Source organism: Paenibacillus sp. MAH-35 (genome assembly GCF_058135425.1).
In genome coordinates, this window is sequence record NZ_JBYUPU010000010.1 from 227,743 (window position 1) to 253,015 (window position 25,273).

Genomic DNA, 25,273 nt, shown 5'->3' on the forward strand with positions numbered 1-25,273 from the left:
GCTCAGATGGGTCATAAGTTTCAGTTTTTTAGAAATAAACCCGCAGATTCTTCTTCCTGAAATGTAAAAATCCCCCATACACGCATTGACGCGAGTCCGGAGGATTGTATTTGGGTTGAACGATGCTCATTCTCAAGCAGGACGAACGGCAATATACAAATGAACGACTGCGTGTTGAGGATCGAACTGCCGGGTGTCGTACAGCTCGAAGTCTCCCGTATACGCCCGTCGAACCGGCAAATCCTGGAAATAAGCCCACACTTCCTGCCATGCTTCCAGCACGACCTCAAAGACGGGGCCTCTACGCGATTCGAAGACGAGATAGTCGGCTTCCGGCACTACGACTCGCTCCATACCGGTATCGGACGCAGGCGCTTCCTCGTTCCCGCCGCATGGATGGCCGATCACAACCGTGTATGCACCGTTAACGTCGCTTTCGTAGTCGGTGTAGACGGCATAGAGCAAGTGCGGATTGTCTCCTCCCGGGAGAACCGGACCGGGGTTCTGAAAGTAACGGTTCCATAGCTGAGGCAGCAGCCCGTCCGGGCCCGCCTCTCGTGCATTAGTTGTGCGTGCGGCCATTCCCGCGATCGTGATCGCCGCTTTATGTTGAAGGTTTTGGCTCATTTGCATACTCATCCTTTTCGTAGGCTTACACCTGGTATTAAGACAGACTACGGAATACATTCCGGGACGCATACCCGTCGTTACCTTTCGGCAACAAAGTGGAATGTACGGGTACCGGGCCAGCTCTGACTTGGTACTAGAGTACAATAGGAACTATGACAACAGCGTGTCAGGATTTTAAAAAGCTCATCTGGAAAGTCCTGCCCGTCTTACTGACGGCATAAAGCAATACTTCGAGGCATTCGAAGCAGAACCTCAGCCGGATCTCTCCCCGATAGCCGCCCTTGTCCTTCTTCAATAGGCTGGACTCGAACCGGATTTCAATACGGGATCGCGTTACAGGGATCGGACTAGTTTCCGCCTTCGGGGCTTGGATGTTATTTACACCATGGCTTCCCTATGGTATGATTTATCTAGTTACGTAATTACGTATTTAAATAATTATTAGGCGGTGGTTGTATGTCCCGAGATTATGGAGCCGAATTGGATGCCGTAAAAGCCGGGCTGAGCGAGCTTCAGCAGCTCGTCAGACAATGGGTCCACGCAAACCCCGGCAAGGCGTCCCCACAAACGGACGTTGCGGAGACCGGCATGACGGTTGCGGCGCAGTTGCAAGAACGGCCGGGCGAAGCGGGAGGCATATTTTATTCCGGCCAATACCGCGGCGAGAAATGGGGATACCGCTGGGAACCCCGGGAGAGACGGGTCAGCGAGCTGCTCGGCCTGGACGGCGACAAAGTGGCCAAGGTGCTGTCCGCACTCGGGCATAAGCAGCGCCTGGACATTCTCCGGTCCGTGCTGACCGAGCCGCTTACGGGCGCCGAGCTTGTCGAGCGGTTGAACATGGGCACGACAGGTCAGCTGTACCATCACATCAAAGCACTGCTCGGCGCAAATCTGCTTGTGCAGGAAGAACGCGGAGGACGTTATTCGCTCACCGGTCATCGGGCTCTGCCGCTCCTCTTGCTGCTCTCCGCCGCTTCCGACCTGCTCGATACGAGCGATTACATGGAACTGGCCGAGGCGCGGAGCAACGCCGGCGCGTATCTGGGCGCAGCTTCCGAGGAATACGATCCTCACCTTCTGCTTCTGGCCGTGGTGGACAATACGATTCTGGAGCATAAGGCCGGATCTTGCACGGAAGCGAACATCTTCCTGCATGGCGACGGCAGCATCACCGTAGCCGACGACGGCCGGGGCATCCCGGTCCAGGCGCTTCCGGGCACCGACACGCCGGGTGTCCAGGCTGTTCTGACCCGGATTGTCCAGCGTAGCGACGGAGCTTCCTTTTTTGCGCCGGGCGGGGAGAAAGGCATTAGCATCCCGGTCGTCAACGCGCTCTCCGAGAAGCTCACCGTCGGGATTCGCCGGGAAGGCAAGTCGTTCCGCCAGGACTACAAGCACGGCATCCCTCAGACCGGCCTCATAACCATAGGAACGACGAAGGAGACCGGAACCAGCGTCACGTTTCTGCCCGATCCGGACATTTTCCGCGCCTCCTTCTCTCCGGCAAGGCTGAGCGGCCTGGCAGACGAAATATCGGCTGCATACCCGGGGCTGGCCGTCCGGTTTTATAACGAGGCGGAGTAACCCGGACGACCGTTCCGCCTCCGTTCTCCGCTGCAACCCCGCCGGGTCCGTACCCGGGGCTCGCCGCTTTTACTAAATAGGCTTTCCCGCAGGCCGCAGCGCAAACCTCGGGAAAGCTTTTCCTGTCGAACAGGCAGGCGTTTTATTCCCTTCGCGCTGCGCCTCCTCCCGCATTTATGCATTCGGGCTGCAACGAATAGGTCTATGGTTGCGTATTTCATCAGGAATGGTATTATTTTCACATGCCCTTATACCTAGTAACGATGTCAGATCCTACTTTACAAGACGCACCATGAGCTCTGGCTTCGTACGAATAGTCGGAAGGTGGATGTCGGTGAATCATAAGGAAACTCTGCACCGCAGAAACAAACTGTTAGTGGCGATTCTTTGGGGGATGCTCGTTCTGGGGATTGCCGTCGACGTCTTAACGGGCGCGCCCGCAAGCTCCGTCATCGTGCTGATCATCGTCGGGTCGGTGACCTGCGGGGCCGCGACGATTCTGACCTTTAAACGGTGGCTGGCCGATTACGTGATGTATTTTATAGCCGCGATCGTAACCGTCTTGACGCTGCTTCTCATCTGGACCGGGCCGATTATTACGACGTACTTCCTCGTATTCGTCAACCTGGCCATTATGACGCTGTATACGAACTTCCGGGCGATCGCGTTTTCCGCCCTGCTGGGCTTCGGGCTGACGATCTATTTATTCGTGAGTCCCTATAAGGAAGAGATGTTCGGGATCAACGATCCGGTTACGATTACGATGTACCTGGCCTTAATCGTCATCCCGCTGCTCGTATCCGCCAAATTCGGCGAACGGCTGCAGGCCGAGGCCGCCGCCCAGCAGCAGAAGGCGATCGACGAACAGGCGCATTCGCAGGCGCTGATCGATCAGTTGTCCGCTTCCCTGACTTTATTGAACGACTTCAGCTCGAAGCTCAAGCTGAACGTGACGTCGACCAGCACCATATCCCATCAGGTAACCGCCGCGTTCTCGGAAATTACGGCCAGCACGGACACGCAGACGAACAGCATCTCCGCCATCAGCGAATCCGTCCAGATTATCGAGCAGGCGGTCGCCTCCCTCGCCGGCCGGTCCACAGAGATGCGGGAGCTGTCCGCAAGTTCCGTCACGCTGACGGCAAGCGGCGCCGCCGAAGCGCAATCGCTGGAACAAAAGATGGATCAAGTCCACGAGACATTCAACCGGGCCGTCTCCCTGATGCACGAGCTGAACGAGCAAAACAGCCGGATCAGCGATATCGTCACGACGATTCATCAAATCTCGGCGCAGACGAATCTGCTCGCGCTGAACGCCGCTATCGAGGCCGCCCGGGCGGGAGAGCACGGCAAAGGCTTCGCGGTCGTATCGGGTGAAATCCGGAAGCTGGCGGATACATCCAGACAGTCGACCGAGCAGATCGTAGACATCCTGGAGACGATCCGGACGAAGACCGATCAGGCTTCGGGGCAAATTATGCTCGGTCAGCGGACCGTCATCGAAAGCGCCGATGCCGCCAAGCAGGTCGCCGAGGCGATGCGGCGGCTGTCCGCCAACTCGAACAAGGTGGAAGAGCAATCCGCTCAGGTGGAGCAGTCGGCCGACGATCTGCATCACCAATATGTCAAAATAACCGGGGAAATCGTAACGATTGCGGGGCTGACCGAAGAACATACAGCCTCGATCAAGGAGATGGCAGCCAGTATGAATACCCAGGACAGCCGGATTCAGGAGATCGTCGAGAGCTTCCTGCAACTGGATCAGCTGGCTACGGAACTGAACAAAATGACGGAGCGGCGCTGACGGAACGATCCCCTTACAGCTGCTCGCCCACCTGCTCCTTCCGCTTGTGCCACAGACGATACAGACCTAACGTAACCGCAAGAAAGACGGCGTATACTCCGATCGCTGCCGCGATATTGCCGGGATCGGACATCAGGCTGTCGCCCACCAGGGCGAACAGCAGCATCGCCGGAATTTTGCCGACCGAGGAGGCCGTAACGTACACCGCAACCGATACCCGGCTTAGTGCCGAGTAGATGTTAATAGCGAAGGACGGAACGAAAGGAAGGAGCCGGGCGAACAGGATCGCGAGAAACGCATTCCGCTCAAAAAGCAGCGTCACTTTCTCGATCCCGCTGTACCGGCGGAGCATCCGCATCCCCCACTCCTGGTAGCCGTACCGGACAAAAACGAACATCAGGAGGGAGGCCGTGGCCGAGCCGACCCAAGTAATCCCGGCTCCTGTAATCGGGCCGAAGGCGGCCCCGATCACGCCTCCGACGATCGGGTACGGAATAACCGGAAATAAAGCCATCACCGTCGCCATAATCAGGACGAGCATCACCTGATCCGATTGACGGAACCCGTCCATGATACTCTCCCCGTACCGGTATATCGCGAGTGCGGCTCCAATATATACGATCGCCAAGATCCATTTTTTAACCATTACGATCGCTTAGACCGGGTCCGGCTCGTACCGGAAGCGGGCAAGATCGATCCGCCCCTGATCGTCGACGTCCACGCCTTCGCTTTCCAGATGGAGCGTCTGAACCAGGCGCCCTTCATCCGGAAGGGCAATTTCCCCCTTGGCGTTCACGACCCGGTGCCATGGCAGCCGGTGGGACTTGCTGAGCGAATGCAGAATTCGCACCACTTGCCTTGCGCTTCTAGGGCTTCCGGCGAGCCCGGCGATCTGCCCGTAAGTCATGACGCGCCCTACCGGGATGCTTTTAATAATGTCCACTACCCGCTGTGTGTAAGGTTCCATCCGTTTCCTCCCCAAGAAAGAGCAGACTTGGCGGCCCTCCTCCTCTTAATCGTCGTAATCGGCAAGCCCCTTCTCGATCAAATAGTCCATCTCCGCATCGAGAATGGCCTCTACCTTCAACTCGTCCAGCTTCACATCGGGCCGGCTCAGCACATAATCGACCAGCTCGTCGCCGTCGATATCGACCTCGCCCTTCGCATTCGCCTTGGCCCCGCTCATGAACGCCTGTTCGTGCTTCAGGACGAGCTGAATCCGCTTCGGGTCGATCTTCGTACGATTCGCGATGTATTGCACCAATTCTTGTTGATTTACTTCTGCAGTCAATGGGTTCAGCTCCTAATTCGGCAAGTTACTGCCATTGTACCATACTGCCGCCATTTGCCGCTCCTTGGTGCGAAGTCGCTTACGGCAGTTCCGCCGCTTTGCATTTCCCGGCCGATCGGAGTATGGTGAAGATACTCTACAGTAAAGGTCGGTCGTCCCTTGCATACCCCGCTATTCGTATACACGTTTGCTTGTCACGAAGAGGAACTCCCCTTGTGCGCTATGGAGAAACGGTCCGTATTCGGCGCCGATGCCTCCGCAGGCGCGCTCGTCTTGTGCAGCCCCGCAGCGTTCGATCCGAGCCGAAGCCCGTTCGTCAAAGAACGGATCGACGTGCTGTACCAGGGGGACAGCGTCTCCGCGATTGCTCGGCAGCTACCCGGCCTGCAACTGAGCGGATCTACGTTCAAAGTGATCTTCGTCAAGAAGAACGACCTCGAACCGCCGCACAACATCGAATACGCCGGACAACGCGCTATCGAGCGGGAGCTGGGTGCCTCGATCGCCGGCACAGCCGACGTCCATAAGCCGGACCACACATTCGGGGTGGTGACGGTGGGCGGCAGATGGTACTTCGGCCGTTATCGGAAGGCGGAGCCTGTCTGGCTGCACCATATGAAAAAACCTCATAGCTACTCCATCGCCCTCCCGACCCGAATCGCCAGAGCAATCGTCAATATCGCCGTCCCGGACTCGCAGGCCGCTATCCGGGCGATCGATCCGTGCTGCGGGATCGGAACCGTACTGGTCGAAGCGCTCTCGATGGGCATCGCCATCACCGGCCGCGACATCAACCCGCTCGCTGTCCGCGGCGCCAGGGCGAACATCGCTTCCTTCGGCCTGACCGGAGAGGTCGCCTTGGGCTCCATCGCCGATATCGAGGCAAGCTACGATGCCGCGATTGTCGATATGCCTTACAACCGGGTAACGAGGATTTCGCCGGAGGAGCAGCTGTCCATCCTACATCATACCCGCCGCATCGCGAATAAAGCGGTGATCGTAACCACCGGCGACATCGACGAGCAGGTGACCGGCACCGGGTTCGCAATCCGGGATCGCTGCGCCGTGCGGAAAGGAGCCTTTTCCAGGCACATCCTGATCTGCACATGAACGCCTCGTTCGACGGCGGGACGGCTGACTCCCGGAGCATCTTGCTTCTACATCCGCTGTTTTGCATAATGGAAATAGAATGGAGTTGAGGATAAATGAACGACGAACCAATCGCTCTGGAAGAATGGCGGCAGCTGTTCGAAGCGGCTATACAGTTCAAGAAACAAGCAAGCTGGGAATGGATGGAGGACGAAGATTACTTTGCCGTCACAGACCCGTATACAGGGGAGATCGGGTACTGCGTCATTTTAGGCGCGGGAGGTATGGATTACGGACTGAATGTATACCTGGGCCAGACCGCACCTTTGCTGCTTCAAGAGATTCGCAGCGCTAATACATTTGGCGCAGACACCAGGGAGATTATGTTTAACACGAAGGCCATCGCTGTCAATTTCGAAGACCGGAACGTGCTGGACAAGGAGGATCTGAGCCTGATCCGCGAGCTTGGCTATAAATTCCGCGGCTCTCGCGAGTGGCCGCAATTCCGCAATTACTCGCCGGGCTTCTACCCGTGGAGTCTGACCCGGGGAGAGGTCCGCTTCCTGACGATCGCACTGGAACAAGCGTATGGGGTGGCAGAACGGTTCCGGCTTAATCGCGAGCTATATTTCGAGCACGACGAAGCAGATGAAGGCGTAGGGGAGAAACGTCTGCACCGGGTTCCTCGTCAAACCCCGGAAGGCGTCCTCTGGCGGGACGAATGGCTTCCCTGGCATGCCGAAGGCAGCCTGATCGGGCCTTACACGTTCCCGGACGAGCTGGCGCTCCATCAGTGCAAAAAAATTAAGAAGTCCCGCGATGTCTGGCAATCCGACTTCGACTTTGCGGAGATGACGATCGGCGGGCGGGGAGAACGCCCATTTTATCCGCGCTTATGTATATGGATCGACGGGAAAACGTCGATGATTATCAGCGCCCAGCTTGCGGAACAGGCAGACTGCCGGGAGGAGTATGTGAGACAGCTGATCGAGCTGTTGAAGACGCTGAACCGCAAACCCGCCCGAATCGAGGTCGGTTCCGTTAAAGCCTATTACGCCTTAAAAACCAGCACAGAGCAGCTTGGCATCCCGCTTCGGTTCCATTCGCGACTGAACGCTCTGCTGGACGCCAAGGAAGCGATTAACGAAAGCTTCTAAGCCCGCTGGCAGACACACGACAAAAAAACGTTCCCGCACTTACGTGATCAGGAACGTTTTTTATAGGTTCAGGGATGACTTTCGGCGACAGCCGGTTCCTCGTTAGGCTTCGTAATAAACAGATTTAGGCCGATGGCCGTCAGTGAGCCGGTGACGATCCCGTTTTGCAGCAGCATCTTAGCGAAATCCGGCAGTTGATCGAACATTTGCGGCAGCACCGCGGACCCCAGACCGACGGCAATGCTGCATGCGGCGATCAGCAGGTTCCTCTCTTGGCGGAGATCGACCTCCGACAAGATCGAGATGCCGGAAGCGGCCACCGAGCCGAACATGACGATCATCGCGCCGCCAAGCACGGCGTTCGGGATCACCGTCGTCAGTGCGGCCAGCTTGGGCAGCAGCCCGAGCAGCACCATAATGCCGCCCGCGGCGAAGATGACGTCCCGGGATTTGACGCGGGTGAGCGCGATCAAGCCGACATTTTGCGAGAAAGCCGTATAAGGAAAAGCATTAAAGAAACCGCCGAGCATGATGGCGAGACCTTCGGACCGAAGACCGTTCACGATCTGCTTCTGCTCGACTTTCTGGTCCGTCGCCTTCCCGACTGCCAAATAAACGCCGGTCGACTCGACCATGCTGACAATATTAACGAGTATCATCGTGAAGATCGCCGTTAGGCTGATCTCCGGCATGCCGAAGTAAAAAGGCTGGGCGATGCTGACCCACGAAGCGTCCGTCACTGACGAGAATTGGACGATGCCCATAAAATAACCGGCCACCGTTCCGACCGCCAGTCCGACGAGTACCGAGATGGCCCGGATAAACCCTTTGGCAAACCGATTCACGAGCAGGATCACGATTAACGTAACGAGCGCAAGCAGCAGATTGCGCGGCATACCGAAGTCCGGGCTCCCTTGGCCGCCGGCCGCATTGTTCATTGCAACCGGAATAAGCGATAACCCGATAATCGTGACGACCGATCCGGTCACAACCGTCGGGAAAAACCGCAGCAGCTTCCCATACAGCGGCGCGGCCAGCACGACGAACAAGCCTGACAATATAATCGCCCCGTACGCGGTTGCCAAATTCGAGGTGGAGGCGATCGCGATGATCGGACCTACGGCGGTGAAGGTGCAGCCGAGCACAACCGGCAGGCGGCTGCCGAAATATTTGGAGCCCATCACCTGCAAAATCGTGGCGATTCCGCACGTAAACAAATCAGCCGCGATCAAATAAGCCATCTGCTCGCTGCTCAGCTTCAGCGCTCCCCCTACAATAAGCGGAACGATAACCGCGCCCGCGTACATGGCGAGCACGTGCTGAAACCCAAGTGTAATCACTCGCTGCTTGCTTAGCATCTACACCTTCTCCTTGATTCGGGACACGGAAGGCTCGTCTTCTATGAAGTTAATTTCACCCGGCGACATCGACGATATGCGGGCCAGCGAATGAACGCGCACGCCTCTTTGCTCCAGCAAGCCGCGGCCTTCCTGGAAGCTCTTCTCAATGACGCAGCCTACTCCCACAAGTTCCGCTCCGGCCTGCTCCACGATATCGACCAGCCCCAGTAGGGCGGCTCCCGTCGCGAGAAAATCGTCCACAATGATGACTTTATCGCCGGGGCCCAAATATTTTTGCGAGAGACTGACCTGGTACGTCTCCTGGCGGGTGAACGAATGAACGGGCGCCGAATACACCTGCTCGGAGAGCGTCACCGCCTTTTTCTTTTTCGCGTATAAAAAAGGAACGCCCAGCGCGATGCCGGCCGCCATCGCAAACTGAATGCCGCTCGCCTCGATGGTGAGCACCTTGGTGACAGGCCGGCCGGCGAAGATGCGCGCGAACTCCTGCCCGATCTCCAGCGCGAGCTGCGTATCTACCTGATGGTTCAGAAAGGAATCGACCTTAAGCACCGTGTCGGACAAGATGAGCCCGTCTTGGCGTATTCGTTCTTGAAGTACTTTCATTTCACAACCGACGCTCCTTTAAGAGGTTGTTCCAAAAGTCCACTTTTGATCACGAAACCGATCAGGAAGCCTGCTCGGCATCGAACCGGACTTTTGGAACACGTACTTGAATGGTTTAACGATAAAAAGAGACAAACTTCTTGAGCGGTTCCTCAAGCGAAGCTTGTCCCTACGGGTTGATTCCCTTATGGTGTACGCGAACAGGGCCTGTACCGCCCAATGAACGGTTACGGGCGCACTCGCTCTCCACTCATAGTCGGACAATTACGATGGTTATCCGGCAGAAACTTATTGGGCCATATTCCCAACATTATAGGAGTCAATTCAATTCTATGTTGTATCATACACACTCCACTTCTCCAATACAAGAGGGAAATATTGATTTTTCGACAATATTCGAGAATTTCCGGCATGTAGCCGTTCACAAGCAGCAAAGACCCCCGCAACCCGCGAGCAGCGGGAGCGAAGGTCTTCGTATCGGAAAGAGGCTGGCGGTTATTCCGCCGGCATCTCGTTGTAGAACGCGACTTCCTGGAGCGGCAGACGGGTCGTCGGGTGGCCGGGACTCGCCGCCTTCCCGATCGCTACCAGCATAACCGGAGCGTACCGGTCAGCGATGGCGAACGCTTCGATCAGCTTCGCTTTGTCATAACCGCCCATCGGTACCGTATCGTAGCCTTTGGCCCGGGCGACAAGCATAAGCTGCATCGCGACCAAACCTCCGTCCGTATAGACAATTTGGCGGGCGACTTCCGGAGGAAGCTTCGAATACATGCCGACCGTGCGTTCGATAAACGATTTGGCGGTGTCAGCCGGCATATAACCTGCTTCTACAGCCTGGGTATAAATGGTTTCGGCTTTCTTATAGCTCTCGACATCGCCCAATATGGCGATCACCGCCGAGGCGTCCACGACCTGCTGCTGATTGTAAGCGATCGGCAGCAGCTTCTGCTTGAGCTCCGGCGTATCGATCACCAGAAACCGCCATGGCTGTAAGTTCGACGAAGATGGAGCGAGAACGGCTTGCCCCAGAATCTCGTTCATCTCCTCGCGGGAAATCCGTACCGACGGGTCATACGCACGTACCGAACGACGCTCCCGGATTACGTTAAAAAAAGGCTGCTGCTCCGTCGCTTGAATCGTTTGAGCCTGTGTCACTATAATTCCTCCTTAGTAGATAGGGATTCTTTCTTTAACGTTACACGCCAGAAAGTTTAAGTTTGCTAAAGTGCTTAAGCTTCAAAGCTTTGCTTCGAAAAAGCAAACTACGAGTTTCTGTACCAAGAAAAGCTACCTCTTACGCAGCGTCATTCATCGTGGTAAGTGCTTCGTTTAGAAGCTTTTCTTATACTGAGTATAATTTGGCACAGTTAAAAACAAAGAAAGGAGCTTGCCGCGCCAGAACCGCTTTTGTTCTGTGTTAAATCTCGCACAGTATCACTAAAAAAATCAACTGTTATTGATATTGCACAGTATAGTACCAGACAGCCGGTCCTGTCAACTCCTGATCTTTCCTGGCTTATACGGACGTGTCTGCGTTCAGTCTTTTCGCCAGATCGGCAATGGTATACCGGCCCAGCACTTCGCGCATGCTCCGGTCCATCTCGCCCGTAATCTCGCTGTAGATCGCCTTCATCTCTACTCCGAACGGATGCGTTCCGGCTGACTCCTTGATCCCGTAGCACAGCGGACTGCTGACTTGAAATGCTTGGTATACTTCCTCAAGCGTAATCGACTCCGGCTCCTTCTTCAGCCGGTAACCGCCGTCCCGGCCTTCCCGCGTATCGAGAAATCCTTCTTTCGCGAGAACGGCCAAAATTTTGCGCAGCAAAGTCGCTTCCGACTTCAGGTACTGGGCGATTTCTACGCTTGGACACGTCTGGATGTTTTCTTTGGACAAAATGATCAGAGCTTGAACCGCAAGACCAAACCATTTGGGATGATAATTGCCCGTACATTTCTCCAATTCCATCTTATCCTCTCCCCTCGTGTCCCGTTGTATGCGCCAGCCATACTTTCCTGCATTGTACCGTGATCCGGCCTTATGGGCAAGAGGCAAACCTTGCTGCGCCCCGCGGACCGGATTCCGCCAAGCCGGACGGCAGGCCGCCGCCACCCGTGCGACGCCCCTACTTGCTGTCCTCTTCCGCGGCTCATTACTCTTCGCGGTAGTCCTGCACGATCACTTCCACTTCTCCCGTCTCGGGATGCATCACAAATCCGTGAACCGGGATCGCTTTCGGAAAAAGCGGATGTCTCCGGATCATCTTTACGCTGTGCATGACGCCGTCCTCGGCCCGGTCGAAGCCTCGCAAAAACTTCTCCATCCGAATGCCGGATTTCTCAAGCGTATCCAGCACCAAGGGATCGATACCTTGCTCGACGAATTTGGAAACCATCCGTCCTGTGTCGATCTCCGTCATCCCGCAGCCATGATGACCGATGACGAGCACTTCGCGGGCTTCCAGTTCATAGACGGCGACCAGCAGGCTGCGCATGGCGCTGCCGAACGGCTGGGTCAGAATCGCTCCGGCATTTTTGATAAATTTCGCATCCCCGTTTTTGAAGCCGAGCGCTTTCGGGAGCAGCTCGCTAAGGCGCGTATCCATACAGGTCAGCACCGCTACTTTTTTATCCGGGTATTTGTCGGTCAAGTAGTCTTCGTAACCTTTCTCTTCTACGAATTTCTTATTGTATTCCAATAGGCTTGTAACGATCGACATCTGTATCCTCCTCACATGCTGCTTGAGGCATCCCGTCCGGACAGGCAGACCCGTTCGGCCTGCCGCATCGCCTCCGAACCGGAACGCCTTCATTGTAATCTAGCATTTATTCTATATGCACCCAGCAAAATCTACAACACCCCTCGCTGCAAATGCAAACCTCAGTACCGGTTAGAATCACAGCAAAAAAGAGCTGTCCGGGGGCTTGCCGCTCCCGATGACAGCTCCCTGCGAGACGGGCCGTCTACTCGACGACCTTCCTCGATGCCGATACGAAGTAAACGAAAAACAAGCTGCACACAACCGCAATAAAGCCGTATCCGCCGAAAATATCGAACTTGGACGACAAATAGCCAAAGCCCAGGCCGATCCCCACATGAACCGCATTTTCGCCAAGCGACTGGAACGAGCCGATCGTCGCCCTCATGGATGAATCCGTCCGGTGGTGCAAATATCCCGCAGCGAGCGGCTCCATTACGCCGGCAAATAAACAGATGACGGACATCGCCGCCAAGCTCCCCCAGTCCTTATACAGCGACAAGTACGCGAAACCGGCGGCAAGCACCGCGGTCACAACCGACATCAGCACTCTGTGGCTGAACCGGCGTGTCAGCCTATAGGCCAGAACGTTGCCCGGCAGCCTCAGCAGAAACATCCCCGCCGAGAACAAGCCGAAGTAGAGAACCGGAATATGCAGCCGCTCCAAATAAATTTGCCAAAATTCGTCAAGATAGCCGATCGCAGCCCCCGTCACCATACCGGACAGCAAGACCAGGCGCACCCCTGGCCGATGCCGGAAAAACTGAAGCGAGGCGGTCACATAAATGCGCACCGGAATCGGCTCTTCTCCCGCCTCCCCGCCACTCCTTGCCGGTTCTTTCAGCAACAGCGATATTGCGAGAGCCGCGCACATAGCCGTAAACGAGATCCAGTAATTGAACTCGAAGCCGAAACGGCTCGCCAGCACGCTGCCGCATAACGCGGCAAGGATGGTAGCGGCGATATCGAGCGCATTGAACCGGCCGATGTATTTCTCGAATTCGCGCTCCTTACCCTCGTGCAATAACGAGTCGTAGAGCAGGGCGTGCTCCGCTCCGCTGCCGGCCGATCTTGCAAGAGCCGCAAGGAATACGACAAGCGCAAAGTGCCAGAACTCCGTCGCGAACACCAGCAGCAAAAACTCAAGGCATCCCAGCAGAGCGGCCAGCACAAGCATCGGCTTGCGCCCCCGCCGGTCGGCGATAATGCCTGTCGGAACCTCGGTCAGGACGACGGTAACGGCAAACAATATTTCGGTATAGATGACCATCTGGATGGTCATGCCTCTCTCTTCCCAAAACAATCTCTCGATTACATAAGCAGGGATGAGGCTGGAACAGAAGCGGATGACGTACAATTTCCACACATTGGACCGATAGTCCATACAGCGGGCTCCTCTCTAATAACCGGTTTGGGTCCATCCTCAATCCGGTTTAGGGAGGCGCTCGCGGGCTGCGGGTTCCTAACGATTAGCAGGGAGGTCGGGCATAGGTCATCGTTGCGATCTCCTCTCAGAAGGTTCTGTAGACGGATATTACGTTAGCCGATTATTACCTCTAAACTTAGGTTCTAGCAACATCGTATCGGAAACGGCCCCGGTATGGCAATTGCATTTTTGAAATTTCCCGGTTTTCTAAACGGATGTCCGCTCCCAATGCGCATGCCCCTCCCGCGATTCCTTTCCGCCATAAAGCTCCTATGCCAAGCAGCAGCGATCCCCCTTGACAAAGCGGAGATTCCTTACCTTTTTATAGTAGTGGTCACTCTTAATGAGAATACTCACTATATAAGAATAACGGAGATATTTGCTGTGTCGATTGCCGCAATGATCCTGCAATGCTTTTTAATATTCGCCTTTTTCGTCTCCGGTCTCGGGAAGACAGTTGCGTTGATGGGTTATGGAGTACCCGCCCGGTTTTAGATGGGACGTAATTCCCATTCTTGCGGCGACACACGGTCGGCTGCGCTGAAACGAAATCCGTACGAGCTCTATAACAAAATAAGAGTCTTTGACGAGGCTGTCGATTCATTGTGGACAACCAAGTGGAAAGGGAAAAGATTACCTTCTGGCGAGTTTTGTCTGGAATCCCCTACCTTACAATCCTTATTCAATCAAGGGATTCCGGACAACCTGTTTGAGCAGAAGAAGGTAACTTTTCACTTGGAACGGTCTTGCTAACACTTCTACACAATGAATCGACAGTCTCTTTGACACCCTCTATTTTCGGCATTTGGGGCAAACAGGGACGAATAGAGGCGGTTTGTACCCCTTATTTCAGCCCACTGATGGGGAGTGTACTCTTTTCGCGGATATTAACACCCCCAAACCGCTCTTATTCGAGGAAGAGGCCCCTTCTCCGCTATAGTACGGTGGATAACTTTACCATTATGCTTAAACAACAAACGGGACAGAGCCAGGACAATCTCCTGCTCCATCCCGTTTTTTTATTTCGGATAGTCTTTGCGGTACAGCTCGCGGCTTTTATACCCCGCCCTCATCATCATCTTCATCTCTTCCCGCCGCTTCGCGATCGTCTCCTCCTGCTTGGCGCTGTACACGTAACGGGCCCAATCTTTGCGGTACCCGGGCGTCAGCGACGAATAAAACGTAAGCAGCTCGGGGGAATCGCTCAAATCTTGTTCGATATTCGGGATGAGCGCGATATAATCGTCCACCTTCTGACTCAGCTTCGCAGCAGCCTGCGCCTTGCCCCGGGCTTCCTCCTTGAATCCGACAACTGTAAACACATCGTCCAGGCCCACCATGCGCGCAAATTTGATCGAGCTTGTCCCGATATAGCCGTCCTCGTCGCTGCCCAGCCCTTCAAGCAGATCGTCGCGGTGGATGAAAGTCGGATACACCTTGTTCCCTTTTTTCGGATACGCCGCGAACAGATAACCGCCTTTGCGAAGATTCGCCTGCCGGATTACGCGGTTTACCAGTTCCTTCAGTGATTCCATATCCAGCACGAAAGCGAAAATAAGGTCATACGCCCGATCCTCTGGAAGCTCCGTATCGTAACCGGTCAGCTCTGCAAAATAGTCCGATCCTTCAGGCTGATTCAAGATAACGGCGTGCTCGTATTTATGAAGGTTTAGCTTGTCTGCGATCGATTTGGTCATGATGGTTCTCCCGTTTCCTTTTGTGGTTGGATACTACACCAAGTATAGCAGGCCCCTTGTCCAATTTCTAAATAAATGCGGCTCCCGTGCAAGAAAGCCCTGAGTCCGCCTGAGACGGAACCGGGGCTCGTGTGGAGTTTCATAAGCAAAGCAGCATGTATTCATCCGGCTTGATGCCCTCGTAACGGACGAACGCCCGCTTGAAGGAGTAGACGTTCTCGTAACCGACGAGTTGGGCGACATGCCCGACCTCGCTTTTTTTCTCCCGCAGCAGCTCCTTGGCAAGCTCCATTCGGAGCCGGCACAAGTAATCGTAGAAATTAATGCCGGTCACTTCCTTGAACATCTTCGACACGCCGGAAACCGACAGATGGAACTCTTCCGCCAGCTTCTTCAGCGACATGTCGGCGCTCGTATAGTGCCGGTTGACGTATTGCAGCAGATCGTTGCCCCGCTCTATCGCCGAAGGCGTGTTCGAATACCGAATCCGTTCGCATATCAGGGTGCCGACCTCGTACACGTAACCCCACAGCGCATCGGGGTTGTGCTCCCTAAGCTTGCTGGCGAACTGCCGCGCAACCAGCTCGGCATCGATATTCAGCTCGTTCAGCACCCGGAGCATCGTCTCCATCAGCGACGAGATCAGCTTGGCGATGCACGCTTCCGACAGCTGCCGGCTCTCGTTCTCCTCCCGGATCTCGTCTACAATTTGCATCCACGTATCCAGATTGCCAATCTTCAGATTGTTGATCAGCTGCACTTCCCAGTCCGTCGGATAGTAATATTCGATCGCGGGCAAGGAGCTGACACCGCCGCTCTCATTTCCTTTGGAGAACAGCAGGTAATGCAGCTTCTCGCTGGCTACATAGTACGACTTGCTGATCCCGAGCAGCCCTTGCTCGACCGTCCCCCACAGCACCTCGGGCTTGCTGCCGCAATTCGCCCGAATGTCTTCCATCACCTCGGCCGCGATTCCGCGGATGGCGCTCTCATCGCTGAACGGCGACTCCGCGGAGACGATGATCGCTTTCTCTGCATTCGTGACCTCGAACAGCTGATAGTCGATCCGGCGGGCGCTCATGCTTTTTTCTACGGCCATGAAGGCGATGATTTCAATCTTGCGGATCGTCTCCATATCGAAGCTCTCGTAAACCGGACGGAAATCGATCAGCATCGTGCAGAAGTACGTCCGCTCTGTATAGCGAAGCCCGATCTGCATCAGCCGGTCCGCCTGCTGCTCCTCCTTGAAGTATCCCTTCAGCAGCCGGAGCAGCATGTTGGACCTGGCGGCGCTTTTGTAATCCTGCACCGCTTGCTGCAGCGATTCGTTCTCGTTCAGCAGCCGGTCGATGGACGTCTCGATCAGGTTATACTCCGATACCAGGCCGCCTCCTTGCCGGATCGGATCGATCCCCGCCCGATTCGACAGCTTGTGGAGCAGGATGCCCAGCGGCCGGTAGCTGAGCTTCGCGAGTAGATACGCCGACATCGTGCCGATGACGATCGAGACGACAGCCGCCATCAGCGAAGCGAGCATATTGTCGATGCCGATCATCCGCTCGCGGGGATAAGTGATTTTGTATTCCCACTCGCTCACCTGCGACGAGAGCGTAAACGTATCGAACGACTCTCCGCGCCGGTCGGCTCTTCCGATCCCGCCGCCATATTCGAATACCGGCGTTCCGTTTGCCGTTACCGACAAGCCGGTCGGCCCCGTCCCCCCGATGTATTCGCGGAAAAAGGACGCCATGTACGAGCTGTCGATAAACAGCACCAGCACGGCCCTCGGCTCGTTGACCACTTCCAGGCTTTGCAGCACGGGAACTACCGTCCTCGTCTCCCCCCACAGCTTCATCTCCGTTTGGGGCAGCAGCTTGAAGATGTGATACTGCGAAGCGGCGTTCCACAACAAGCGGCGTCCATCGCCTTCGAACGAAGCCACCTTGGTGAAAAAATAATCCGAATCGTAAAATCCCCAAGGAGAGACCACGATCCGCTTCACGGGATACACGACGGAGGCGAAAGACAAAACGCCCGATCCGTAAGCGGCGTTCTGGAGATCTTTGCGGATCTCCAGATCTTTCAGCAGATCGATCTCATTGTCGTAAACGTCAGCGTCCAGCATGAGCTTCTTCGCCCATGCCTCACCGGCATATACTTCGCCGAGCCCTTTGAGCAGCTTCAGCTTGCTGTCCGCGCCGTCCGCGATCCGCTTCGCGTCCTCCTGGTACTTGTCGTGCATCCGGCGTTGTTCCTCCGTCGAGCCTTTGTACACATTGATCGCGCAAAAAATAAGGATCGGAATAATCAAGATCGCGGTGTAGGATAAAAACGTTTTGCGAAACGTGCCGCCGCCGAGCCGATTGCGGGCCATAGCTTCTCACCTGCCTTGGGATCGGTTGTAGTCGGTGCTGTTTAGGACGAATCGGTTCCCCGAACGGGGACTGGCCGCAGACTATACTCAGAAGGCCGGACCGGATCAGTTGAAACTGTTGTACCGGTTATGCAACTGCTGGTCGATTTCGATCAGCCGGTCGAGGCCGAGCTTTTTCAGTTCCGCCATATACGTGTCCCATTGGTCCAGCGATTTCTGACCAAGCGCCAGCTTTGTCGCCAGCTCGCTCGAATAAGTCGTCAGGTTGGTCAATATTTTCGTCTTCTCCTCGAGCTGCTTGTCGTCGGGGATCGCCAAATAATTTTGGTTCATATTCACGAAATAAGGCTTATACTTCAACATTTTCAACTGGTAGTCCGCTTTGTACGACGGTATTTGTTTCAGCTCGAATTCAAGATTGGCAAATTGCACCCGAGGGAAGACCGTATCTCCGAACAGCGGACTCCCGTTCACTTTTAAGGCTTTGGCCTTTTCTTCGTCCGAGCCGGTGTTGATATACATCTTCGAGCCGTCGGTATCTTTTTTGTACGTTTCTCCTTCAATGCCCCAATACAACAAATCGGCATACTTCTCGGAGTAGATCATATCGAAAAACTTAATCGCCGCCTCCGGGTTTTTCGCGTCTTTTGTGATCGCGTATTTTTGCCAGACGAGATGCGGCGGTTCCAGTACAGCGGCCGGAGTTATGCCGTCCATCGCCTTAAGCGGCATAAGAGGTAAATATTCGCTGCCTTTTGCCTGCTGCTCTCTTGACATAATCATGCCGTATTCGTGCGAGGAAGCCACTTTGTTTTCCGTCACCTTTTGCAAGATCTGCTCGCCCTTCGCGCCGATCAGGCTCGTATCCAGAATGCCCGCCTTCACCAGCTGCTGAATGTATGCGAAATACTCTTTGATCCCCGGCTGGTACCAAGGGGAGACGACCTTTTTGTTCTCGACGTCCACAGCCGTAATGTCGGTACCAAGGCCGAACCATTGGGCGATCGCTCCCGAGAACGTGGACGGATCGTAGACGAGCACCTCGTCCGCCTGCCCGTTGCCGTTGGCATCCCGGTCGCGGAACGCCTTCAGCGTGTCCATATACTCCTTCGCGGTCGTCGGCGCCTTCAGGTTCAGCTTATCCAGCCAGTCTTTGCGGACCGTCATCGTCAGCGCAACCGGCGCGAGCTCCTTTTCCTTATACGTCTTGATATGCAAGTTGCTGAACCAGTACATTTTGCCGTCAGGGGACGTCGTCGTTTTTTTCGCAAACGGAAACAGCTTCGTGTACATATTCTTGATATTGCCGGTGCTGTATTTGTCGATCAGCTCATTCAGATCGACGATGATGCCCTGCTTCGCCAAATTGAGCAGGGTCGTATTATCAAGCGCGGATACGTTTACAATATCGGGCAGCTTGCTTCCGGACGCCATCCTGGTCTTGATCACAACGTTGTACTGCTCGTTCGGAACGAGCTCGTATTCCGGCTGCAGGTTCGCTTCATCCAGCATCTTCTGCACTTCTTTCCACACCGGATACTTCTCCCGGTCTTCGAAGCGAATATATTTATTCGAACCGGACGGCCCGAGCATGCGCAGCTTCACCGGTTCATTCGCGTTTGCGCCGCTGCCGGCTTCGCCGGAATTGGCGTCCTTGTCGTTGCAGGCGGCCAGCGGGATCATCGTTAATGCAGCGGCTACCGTCATGGCGATCCATTTTCCTTTGGTCGGAATCATGGGCAATCCTCCATCGCTTGTTATCGTTTTTGAACCCTACTCCTTCAACGAGCCGAGCATGGCTCCCTTGACGAAATACTTCTGAAAGAACGGATAAGTAAATAAGACCGGAAGCGTCGTAAAGACGATAATCGAATATTTCAGCTGCAGGTTCGTCAGCATGTTGTTGGCGGCGGTTTGCGCATCTTCCATCGAAAGCATCTTCAGATCTACCGTCTGCTGGACGACGACACGGTACAAATACATTTGCAGCGGATGCAGCTTTTCGTTCGGCAAATAAACGAGGGCGTCAAACCAGTTATTCCAGATGCCCACGATCGTATAGATCGCAATAACGGCAATAATCGGTTTTGAAACCGGTATCATTATTTTGAAAAGCAATTGCAGGTGGGAAGCCCCGTCGACAAACGCCGATTCCTTGAGCGATTCCGGGATCGTCTGGAAATAAGTCCGGACGAGGATGATGTTCCAAATGCTCACGGCTCCGGGGATGATGATCGCCCCCATCGTGTTGTACAGGCCGAGCTTGTTGACCAGCAGATAGGCGGGAATCAGACCTCCGCCAAAATACATCGGGATAAGCAAAAACCGGACGACCCACTTCCGTCCCGCCAGATTGCGCACCGTCAGCGGATAAGCGCCCAGCACGGCCATCAGGCAGTTCAATACGGTACCGCATGCTACATACACGAACGTGTTGAAATAGGCGCGCCACATTTTCGCATCGCCGACAATCAGCTCGTAGGACCCGAGGAAAAATCCTTTCGGATACCAAAAGACGTTCATAGCCGCCACTTCCGACGGAGAGCTGATCGACATGATCACGACGAAGTAGAACGGGTACAACGTCGCCAGACAAACAAGCAAGGCCATGATATAAAACAGCACGTCTACCGCCCGCGAGCCTTGCCGTATGGCATTTCCGGTTTGCCGGTAACGCGCTAGTGCAGGAATCATCTTGTTTGCGGCCCCCTTACCATAAGGCGTAATCGCTATACTTGCGACTTAAAGCGTTTGCAGAATAAAGCAGGGTGAAATTCAGGATGCCTGTAAACAAACCGATGGCCGCCCCCGAGCTGAAATTGCCGCCCAGCAAACCATCACGATACAAAAAAGTGCCGATCACGTCCGCCGTTTCATATAAGGACGGGTTGTAGATTAACATTATAAATTCGGTGTTGGCGGAGAACAAGCTCCCGATCGCGAAAATCAGCAGGATAAAGATGGTCGGGCGGATCGACGGAAGCGTAATCCGGATTATCTGCTGGAACCGGTTCGCCCCGTCCAGCTTGGCGGCTTCGTACAGATGCGGATCGATGGACGACATCGCGGCCAAGTACAGGATGCTGCTCCAGCCGAACGATTTCCAGATCGTCGAGATCGTATAGATCGCGGCAAAGTATTTGGGTTCGGTATTAAACGCGATCGCCGTTCCGCCAAACCATTGAATGAACGAATTCACGATTCCCGCCGGGTCGATAAACGATAACACCATCCCCGCCACGACGACGTTCGAGATAAAGTGCGGCAAGTAGCTGGACGTCTGGACGAACTTTTTGAACAGGCCGTTCCGCAGCTCGTTAAGCAGCAAAGCGAACAGGATCGGCACCCAAAACCCGAAAATAAAGTAAAAAAAGCTGAGAATAAACGTGTTGCGCATCAGTCGCGTGAAATAAGGACCGGTAAAAAAATCGATAAAATGTTTGAACCCGACCCAATCGACGCTCCCGTCAAACGACAAAAACGGGCGACCGGGATAATAATTTTGAAACGCGATAATAATCCCGTACATCGGAATGTAGGAGAAAATAAAAATATGAAGCAAAACGGGCAGCATGATCAAATACAAATGTACGTTGTCTCGCCTTCGTACGCGCTTCAGCATTAACGGCTCATCTCTGGCGTTCATTTGTCTCCCCTTTGCTTGTCGGATTTGCGACGGCCGTTCGCATGCCATCATCATAATGTCCGCCTCTGGCCCGGGACAACAAACAAAATTTGATGGGCCTCGCAATATTTGTGAAGAGCTGAAAACGCTTGCGGGATGCGGGATTCCGGAGAAATGCAAAACTCCGCCGGCTTGTCTGCCGAGCGGAGCATATGTGTCGTCCCTCAAATCCGATTTCCTTCCGACTCATTCTCTTGCCCTTCTGCCTTCATCAATTCGTCCCGCACCTCGGTCAATACAAAGCCGAGCAGGTTTTGGCCCCGCCACTTCATCGGGTTATCCGCATCCGGGTTCGATTGGCCCATCCCGATCCCCCAGATCCGGTCGCGGGGGCTTGCTTCCACCAAAATGCGTTTGTTCGATTCTTTCAAATACGCGGCCAGTTCCGGATGTTGCGAGAACTTGGCCAGGTTGCCGCGCTTGACGATCTCGTATCGCCCGTTCTCCCAAGTGTCCTTATCGAAATTTGTTACGGCGCGGCCGTATGCTTTCATTTCTTTGGGATGTTTGGCTTGCAGAATGGCGGCCAGCATCTCTTCATCCCCGAACATGCGCGCTTTCTCCGCCATCATGTACTGCTCGGCGCAGGAATATGACGTCCCTTCCACCACGAACGGACACATCCACCACTGGCTGAAACAGCTTTGGTTCACGCTCCCGTCGGCGGGCGGCGTGTGGCCCCAGAAAAACAAAAACTTGAACTTCCGGCCCGCCTGCCAAGCGTTCCGCAAGCTCTCTATATCGTATATCACTGAAAACCCTCCCGATTTCTCCGGTACAACCGCGACGGGCGGTGCCCGGCGTTCTCCGTATAATGATCCGTCTCTTCGACGAGGTGTGCGATTTTGCGGCGAAATGCAGCCTTCAGCAGCTCCTTGCCCAGGATTACCTCGTAGACTTGCTGCAGCTCCGTCAAGGTGAACAGCTTGGGCATCAGATGCAGCGCGAGATCCGTGTATGAAATCTTGCCACGCAGCCGTTCGATCGCATAGACCAAAATCTTCGCATGATCGAAGGCCAGCCCGTCGTTGGAAATGACGGTAAACGAACTCGCCGGCGACATCTCTATGTTCGTCGAGGTGCGCTCCACTACAGCGGTCAGCTCCCCGTGCCGGGAAGTCAGCTTCAGCTCATGCTGCACCGTTCGGACATATCCGGCTTCGGTCAGCTCCTTCTGCTCCCTCATAAGCCGATAGGACACTTGGAACCATGCGGCATTATCCGCATCGTCCCCCGCCTTGACCTGGACTTGGCTGCTATCGATCAGCGCCATATAAGAGCAGCTCATCACCCATGTCCGCGGATCGCGCCCGAGGTCGCTAAACGTATACAGCTGCTCCAGGTAGACGTTATCCACGCCGGTCTCCTCGCTCAGCTCCCGCTTAGCCGCCTGCTCCGTAGTTTCGTTAGGCCGCACGAATCCGCCCGGCAGCGCCCATTTGCCAAGGAAGGGATGACCTCCCCGCTGAATAAGCAGAACTCTCAACTCTTTCTCCGGCAGCTTCCGGTAATTGTCCTCGTCCGTATCCGTAACAGTGAAGATCGTCATGTCGGCGGCCACGGACGGACGCTCGTAATCCCCAGCCCGATACTGCTCCAAAAACTGCTTCTCCGTTAACCCGTCACGGTCCAGCAAGTCCACGTCTTCCCACCCCGATCGTATCCAATTGATAATATCTAATTGTTACTAACAAAATATAGCACTTGGGGAGCTTTGTCAAGTTGCATGTATTTACAACAACATGCCATTAGGATTATATTGGAAGAAAAGCGGCGTTAGGAGGTTTTGTATGGCTGCCTTCAGCGAATTTGTAGATTCCCGAACATGCAAGGTGGGAAAAATTACATTGGTTGGATTTCAAGGAGAAAGTATGGATGACGAGAAGCAATTGTTCGCCCGGCTCCACGCCCGAATGAATGAACTCCCGGCACGAATAAAGGATCACCCTTATCTGGTCGTATCGGGGAAATTTCCGGTTCCGCTAGTTGCAGTTGAAGTCTCGGACTCCGCCCATGTGCCCGAAGGGATGACCGCTCTCACGCTTCCGGAAGGGGAGTACGTCGCCTTTGCCTTCCAAAGGCAGCATGTCGGCGATTTTTGGGCTAACGTATGCACAAGCGAAAACCAGGCCAAGTACAAGATCGACCTTTCCAAGCCCAGATTCGAGATATTCACTTCGGCTCTGCAAGATGCGGGACGAGTGGAATGGTACATTCCGACCAAGTGATTGGCCGTTGCGAGAGGGAGGCTGGAGTCTGTGAGAGTAGGGTTAGCGCGATCAGCAGCGTCGGAGTGGGTCATGGAGCACGCCAGCAAGGAGGCCGGATTCCAAGGAGCCTATTTCAGCGGATCGACGATAGAATTGCCCGATGACGCCTTGTTGTCAGCGACCTCGGACATCGATGTTGTAGTGGTTACCGAAGAACCTGAACCCCCGCTTAAGCTCGGGAAATTCGTGTATCGCGGCGTTTTGCTCGAAGTTACGTACGTCTCTTGGCATCAACTCGCCTCCGCTGAAGAAGTTCTGACGTCTTATCATCTGGCGGGCAGCTTCCGCGTGGATACGATCATCGCTGACCCCACCGGGCACCTGGGCATTCTTCAAACTAGCGTGTCCCGCCATTATGCCGAGCAGATTTGGGTGCGCCGCCGCTGTGAGAACGCCCGGCAGAAGATCGAGAACGGGCTGCGGAATATTGATACCTGTGCGCCGATCTACGACCGGGTCACCTCCTGGCTGTTCCCGACCGGGGTGACCACACACATGCTGCTCGTTGCAGCGCTGCGCAACCCGACGGTGCGGCGCCGCTACCTGGCTGTACGCGAAGTCCTTAAGCAATATGGACGCGACGATCTATACGAGGATCTTCTTCAGTTGCTTGGCTGCGCACATCTGTCGGCTAAGCGCGCCCTCTATCACCTCGAGCAACTCGCCCGTACCTTTGACGCCGCGGCTTCCGCTGCGAAGACACCCTTCTTGTTCAGCACCGACATCACCGCTGCGGCCCGGCCGATTGCCATTGACGGGAGCCGGGAACTCATTCATTCCGGTTACCATCGCGAAGCGGTGTTCTGGATCGTTGCAACCTTTGCGCGCTGTCACAAAATGTTGGCCGCAGACGCTCCGCCTGCCGTTCAGGACGCGCTCCTTCCAGCCTTTGAGGCCGTGATTGCCGATCTCGGTATCGCCTCTAAGAGCGACCTGATCCGCCGTGCCGATGCCGTACTCCAATTTCTGCCCACACTTTGGGAGACGACCGAGGGGATCTTGTCCTCCAATCCGGACATCACGGCCAAGCGGTAAGTCCTTTTCGAAAAACCGAAGCGAATAAAGGCGGTTTGCACCCCTTATTTCAGCCAACTGATTGGGTCTGTACCCTTTTTGCCAATTTAAAAAGCTCCAAACCGCTCTTATTACGCTGTCCAAGCGGAAATCGGACAAAATAAGGGCTTCAAACCACTCTTATTCGGTTCCTACCTGTCTATAAGCAGGGCACAGGGCCGAACCACACAATGAACGACCTGCGGCACGTGCTGGCGCTAAAAGAGAAGCTTCCCAAACGAGGCCTGTTCCACGTCAAATGGCCCTGCGTAAACGGAGCTTTTCTTAGCTCAAAATTTCTCGGTTCGTTTCGCTTTGACGCTTTAACAGAGCCTAACCACTCTAGATCATTCAAATCGAGTAGGCCCATGCACAATTGCATGGGCCTCTCACAGATCCGGACGTGCGGGTCATCGCATCCGGCTCCTCCAAGATTATCCCCTTTGGGGGTGATGTTCATTGTAAAGCTCAAGAAGACTGC

Annotated in this window: 23 protein-coding genes and 1 riboswitch; of the genes, 6 read left to right on the forward strand and 17 right to left on the reverse strand. The window is 54.9% G+C overall.

Annotation, left to right across the window (positions count from 1 at the left end; genetic code table 11):
- Positions 1–132 precede the first annotated feature (132 nt).
- Entirely contained in the window at positions 133–627 is a 495-nt protein-coding gene (locus AC3Y2E_RS13825) for a GyrI-like domain-containing protein (protein WP_379211155.1), read from the reverse strand.
- Between the two features lie 459 nt (positions 628–1,086).
- On the opposite strand from AC3Y2E_RS13825, the gene AC3Y2E_RS13830 reads away from it, so the two are divergent.
- On the forward strand, positions 1,087–2,217 hold the full coding sequence (locus tag AC3Y2E_RS13830) for an ATP-binding protein (protein ID WP_379211157.1): 1,131 nt from the start codon (positions 1,087–1,089) through the stop codon (positions 2,215–2,217).
- A 334-nt stretch (positions 2,218–2,551) separates the two neighbouring features.
- Positions 2,552–4,021 carry a methyl-accepting chemotaxis protein gene (locus AC3Y2E_RS13835; protein WP_379211159.1) on the forward strand — a complete coding sequence of 490 codons (1,470 nt, stop codon included), beginning with the start codon at positions 2,552–2,554 and terminating at the stop codon, positions 4,019–4,021.
- A 13-nt stretch (positions 4,022–4,034) separates the two neighbouring features.
- On the opposite strand, the gene AC3Y2E_RS13840 is transcribed toward AC3Y2E_RS13835, so the two are convergent.
- From AC3Y2E_RS13840 to AC3Y2E_RS13850, 3 genes are read right to left on the reverse strand one after another with little or no spacing between them, the layout of a single operon-like run.
- Complete coding sequence (locus AC3Y2E_RS13840) at positions 4,035–4,667, reverse strand: TVP38/TMEM64 family protein (protein ID WP_379211161.1); 633 nt, start codon at positions 4,665–4,667, stop codon at positions 4,035–4,037.
- Positions 4,668–4,676: 9 nt separating this feature from the next.
- Positions 4,677–4,988 (reverse strand): MGMT family protein, encoded by a 312-nt coding sequence (locus tag AC3Y2E_RS13845; protein WP_379211163.1) that lies wholly within the window; start codon positions 4,986–4,988, stop codon positions 4,677–4,679.
- A gap of 45 nt (positions 4,989–5,033) precedes the next feature.
- Complete coding sequence (locus tag AC3Y2E_RS13850) at positions 5,034–5,312, reverse strand: hypothetical protein (protein WP_379211165.1); 279 nt, start codon at positions 5,310–5,312, stop codon at positions 5,034–5,036.
- A gap of 222 nt (positions 5,313–5,534) precedes the next feature.
- Here AC3Y2E_RS13850 and AC3Y2E_RS13855 point away from each other — a divergent pair, with 222 nt between their 5' ends.
- Positions 5,535–6,422: a TRM11 family SAM-dependent methyltransferase gene (locus tag AC3Y2E_RS13855; protein WP_379211209.1), complete on the forward strand. Its 888-nt coding sequence runs from the start codon at positions 5,535–5,537 to the stop codon at positions 6,420–6,422.
- Between the two features lie 95 nt (positions 6,423–6,517).
- Positions 6,518–7,558 (forward strand): DUF7309 domain-containing protein, encoded by a 1,041-nt coding sequence (locus tag AC3Y2E_RS13860; protein WP_379211168.1) that lies wholly within the window; start codon positions 6,518–6,520, stop codon positions 7,556–7,558.
- Positions 7,559–7,626: 68 nt separating this feature from the next.
- On the opposite strand, the gene AC3Y2E_RS13865 is transcribed toward AC3Y2E_RS13860, so the two are convergent.
- The 13 genes from AC3Y2E_RS13865 to AC3Y2E_RS13925 form a co-directional block, all read right to left on the reverse strand.
- Positions 7,627–8,916 (reverse strand): nucleobase:cation symporter-2 family protein, encoded by a 1,290-nt coding sequence (locus AC3Y2E_RS13865; RefSeq protein ID WP_190923842.1) that lies wholly within the window; start codon positions 8,914–8,916, stop codon positions 7,627–7,629.
- Positions 8,917–9,525, reverse strand: coding sequence for a xanthine phosphoribosyltransferase (locus AC3Y2E_RS13870; RefSeq protein ID WP_190923844.1), 609 nt, complete (start codon positions 9,523–9,525; stop codon positions 8,917–8,919).
- A gap of 233 nt (positions 9,526–9,758) precedes the next feature.
- Positions 9,759–9,863: riboswitch (purine riboswitch) on the reverse strand.
- A gap of 157 nt (positions 9,864–10,020) precedes the next feature.
- The gene (locus AC3Y2E_RS13875; protein WP_379211171.1) at positions 10,021–10,683 is read right to left on the reverse strand and encodes a nitroreductase family protein; all 663 of its coding nucleotides are present in this window, start codon (positions 10,681–10,683) and stop codon (positions 10,021–10,023) included.
- A 361-nt stretch (positions 10,684–11,044) separates the two neighbouring features.
- The gene (locus tag AC3Y2E_RS13880) at positions 11,045–11,497 is read right to left on the reverse strand and encodes an Rrf2 family transcriptional regulator (RefSeq protein WP_379211173.1); all 453 of its coding nucleotides are present in this window, start codon (positions 11,495–11,497) and stop codon (positions 11,045–11,047) included.
- Positions 11,498–11,681: 184 nt separating this feature from the next.
- Complete coding sequence (locus AC3Y2E_RS13885; protein WP_190923848.1) at positions 11,682–12,248, reverse strand: beta-class carbonic anhydrase; 567 nt, start codon at positions 12,246–12,248, stop codon at positions 11,682–11,684.
- A 244-nt stretch (positions 12,249–12,492) separates the two neighbouring features.
- Positions 12,493–13,671, reverse strand: coding sequence for an MFS transporter (locus AC3Y2E_RS13890; protein WP_379211176.1), 1,179 nt, complete (start codon positions 13,669–13,671; stop codon positions 12,493–12,495).
- Positions 13,672–14,732: 1,061 nt separating this feature from the next.
- Positions 14,733–15,410: a YdeI/OmpD-associated family protein gene (locus tag AC3Y2E_RS13895; protein WP_379211178.1), complete on the reverse strand. Its 678-nt coding sequence runs from the start codon at positions 15,408–15,410 to the stop codon at positions 14,733–14,735.
- Between the two features lie 139 nt (positions 15,411–15,549).
- Positions 15,550–17,784: a helix-turn-helix transcriptional regulator gene (locus AC3Y2E_RS13900; protein WP_379211181.1), complete on the reverse strand. Its 2,235-nt coding sequence runs from the start codon at positions 17,782–17,784 to the stop codon at positions 15,550–15,552.
- Between the two features lie 105 nt (positions 17,785–17,889).
- Positions 17,890–19,521, reverse strand: a complete 1,632-nt coding sequence (locus AC3Y2E_RS13905) for an extracellular solute-binding protein (RefSeq protein WP_379211183.1) — start codon at positions 19,519–19,521, stop codon at positions 17,890–17,892.
- A gap of 36 nt (positions 19,522–19,557) precedes the next feature.
- The gene (locus tag AC3Y2E_RS13910) at positions 19,558–20,478 is read right to left on the reverse strand and encodes a carbohydrate ABC transporter permease (protein ID WP_379211186.1); all 921 of its coding nucleotides are present in this window, start codon (positions 20,476–20,478) and stop codon (positions 19,558–19,560) included.
- Between the two features lie 16 nt (positions 20,479–20,494).
- Positions 20,495–21,430: an ABC transporter permease gene (locus tag AC3Y2E_RS13915; protein ID WP_379211188.1), complete on the reverse strand. Its 936-nt coding sequence runs from the start codon at positions 21,428–21,430 to the stop codon at positions 20,495–20,497.
- Positions 21,431–21,633: 203 nt separating this feature from the next.
- Positions 21,634–22,221 (reverse strand): riboflavin biosynthesis intermediates N-glycosidase, encoded by a 588-nt coding sequence (gene ybiA / locus AC3Y2E_RS13920; RefSeq protein ID WP_379211190.1) that lies wholly within the window; start codon positions 22,219–22,221, stop codon positions 21,634–21,636.
- A complete protein-coding gene (locus tag AC3Y2E_RS13925) occupies positions 22,218–23,111 on the reverse strand; it encodes an NUDIX hydrolase (protein ID WP_379211192.1) in 894 nt (297 codons plus the stop codon). Before AC3Y2E_RS13925 ends, ybiA begins: the two co-directional genes overlap by 4 nt.
- A gap of 229 nt (positions 23,112–23,340) precedes the next feature.
- Here AC3Y2E_RS13925 and AC3Y2E_RS13930 point away from each other — a divergent pair, with 229 nt between their 5' ends.
- Together AC3Y2E_RS13930 and AC3Y2E_RS13935 are read left to right on the forward strand one after the other, a co-directional pair.
- On the forward strand, positions 23,341–23,697 hold the full coding sequence (locus AC3Y2E_RS13930) for a GyrI-like domain-containing protein (protein ID WP_379211194.1): 357 nt from the start codon (positions 23,341–23,343) through the stop codon (positions 23,695–23,697).
- Positions 23,698–23,769: 72 nt separating this feature from the next.
- Entirely contained in the window at positions 23,770–24,774 is a 1,005-nt protein-coding gene (locus AC3Y2E_RS13935; RefSeq protein WP_379211196.1) for a hypothetical protein, read from the forward strand.
- Positions 24,775–25,273: the final 499 nt, after the last annotated feature.

Excerpts from the sequence above, each read along its gene's own strand:
- AC3Y2E_RS13825 (WP_379211155.1), bottom strand. The coding sequence starts at position 627 with ATGAGCCAAAACCTTCAACATAAAGCGGCGATCACGATCGCGGGAATG.
- AC3Y2E_RS13830 (WP_379211157.1), top strand. The coding sequence starts at position 1,087 with ATGTCCCGAGATTATGGAGCCGAATTGGATGCCGTAAAAGCCGGGCTG.
- AC3Y2E_RS13840 (WP_379211161.1), bottom strand. The coding sequence starts at position 4,667 with ATGGTTAAAAAATGGATCTTGGCGATCGTATATATTGGAGCCGCACTC.
- AC3Y2E_RS13845 (WP_379211163.1), bottom strand. The coding sequence starts at position 4,988 with ATGGAACCTTACACACAGCGGGTAGTGGACATTATTAAAAGCATCCCG.
- AC3Y2E_RS13855 (WP_379211209.1), top strand. The coding sequence starts at position 5,535 with ATGGAGAAACGGTCCGTATTCGGCGCCGATGCCTCCGCAGGCGCGCTC.
- AC3Y2E_RS13860 (WP_379211168.1), top strand. The coding sequence starts at position 6,518 with ATGAACGACGAACCAATCGCTCTGGAAGAATGGCGGCAGCTGTTCGAA.
- AC3Y2E_RS13865 (WP_190923842.1), bottom strand. The coding sequence starts at position 8,916 with ATGCTAAGCAAGCAGCGAGTGATTACACTTGGGTTTCAGCACGTGCTC.
- AC3Y2E_RS13870 (WP_190923844.1), bottom strand. The coding sequence starts at position 9,525 with ATGAAAGTACTTCAAGAACGAATACGCCAAGACGGGCTCATCTTGTCC.
- AC3Y2E_RS13880 (WP_379211173.1), bottom strand. The coding sequence starts at position 11,497 with ATGGAATTGGAGAAATGTACGGGCAATTATCATCCCAAATGGTTTGGT.
- AC3Y2E_RS13885 (WP_190923848.1), bottom strand. The coding sequence starts at position 12,248 with ATGTCGATCGTTACAAGCCTATTGGAATACAATAAGAAATTCGTAGAA.
- AC3Y2E_RS13890 (WP_379211176.1), bottom strand. The coding sequence starts at position 13,671 with ATGGACTATCGGTCCAATGTGTGGAAATTGTACGTCATCCGCTTCTGT.
- AC3Y2E_RS13895 (WP_379211178.1), bottom strand. The coding sequence starts at position 15,410 with ATGACCAAATCGATCGCAGACAAGCTAAACCTTCATAAATACGAGCAC.
- AC3Y2E_RS13900 (WP_379211181.1), bottom strand. The coding sequence starts at position 17,784 with ATGGCCCGCAATCGGCTCGGCGGCGGCACGTTTCGCAAAACGTTTTTA.
- AC3Y2E_RS13905 (WP_379211183.1), bottom strand. The coding sequence starts at position 19,521 with ATGATTCCGACCAAAGGAAAATGGATCGCCATGACGGTAGCCGCTGCA.
- AC3Y2E_RS13910 (WP_379211186.1), bottom strand. The coding sequence starts at position 20,478 with ATGATTCCTGCACTAGCGCGTTACCGGCAAACCGGAAATGCCATACGG.
- AC3Y2E_RS13915 (WP_379211188.1), bottom strand. The coding sequence starts at position 21,430 with ATGAACGCCAGAGATGAGCCGTTAATGCTGAAGCGCGTACGAAGGCGA.
- AC3Y2E_RS13930 (WP_379211194.1), top strand. The coding sequence starts at position 23,341 with ATGGATGACGAGAAGCAATTGTTCGCCCGGCTCCACGCCCGAATGAAT.
- AC3Y2E_RS13935 (WP_379211196.1), top strand. The coding sequence starts at position 23,770 with ATGGAGCACGCCAGCAAGGAGGCCGGATTCCAAGGAGCCTATTTCAGC.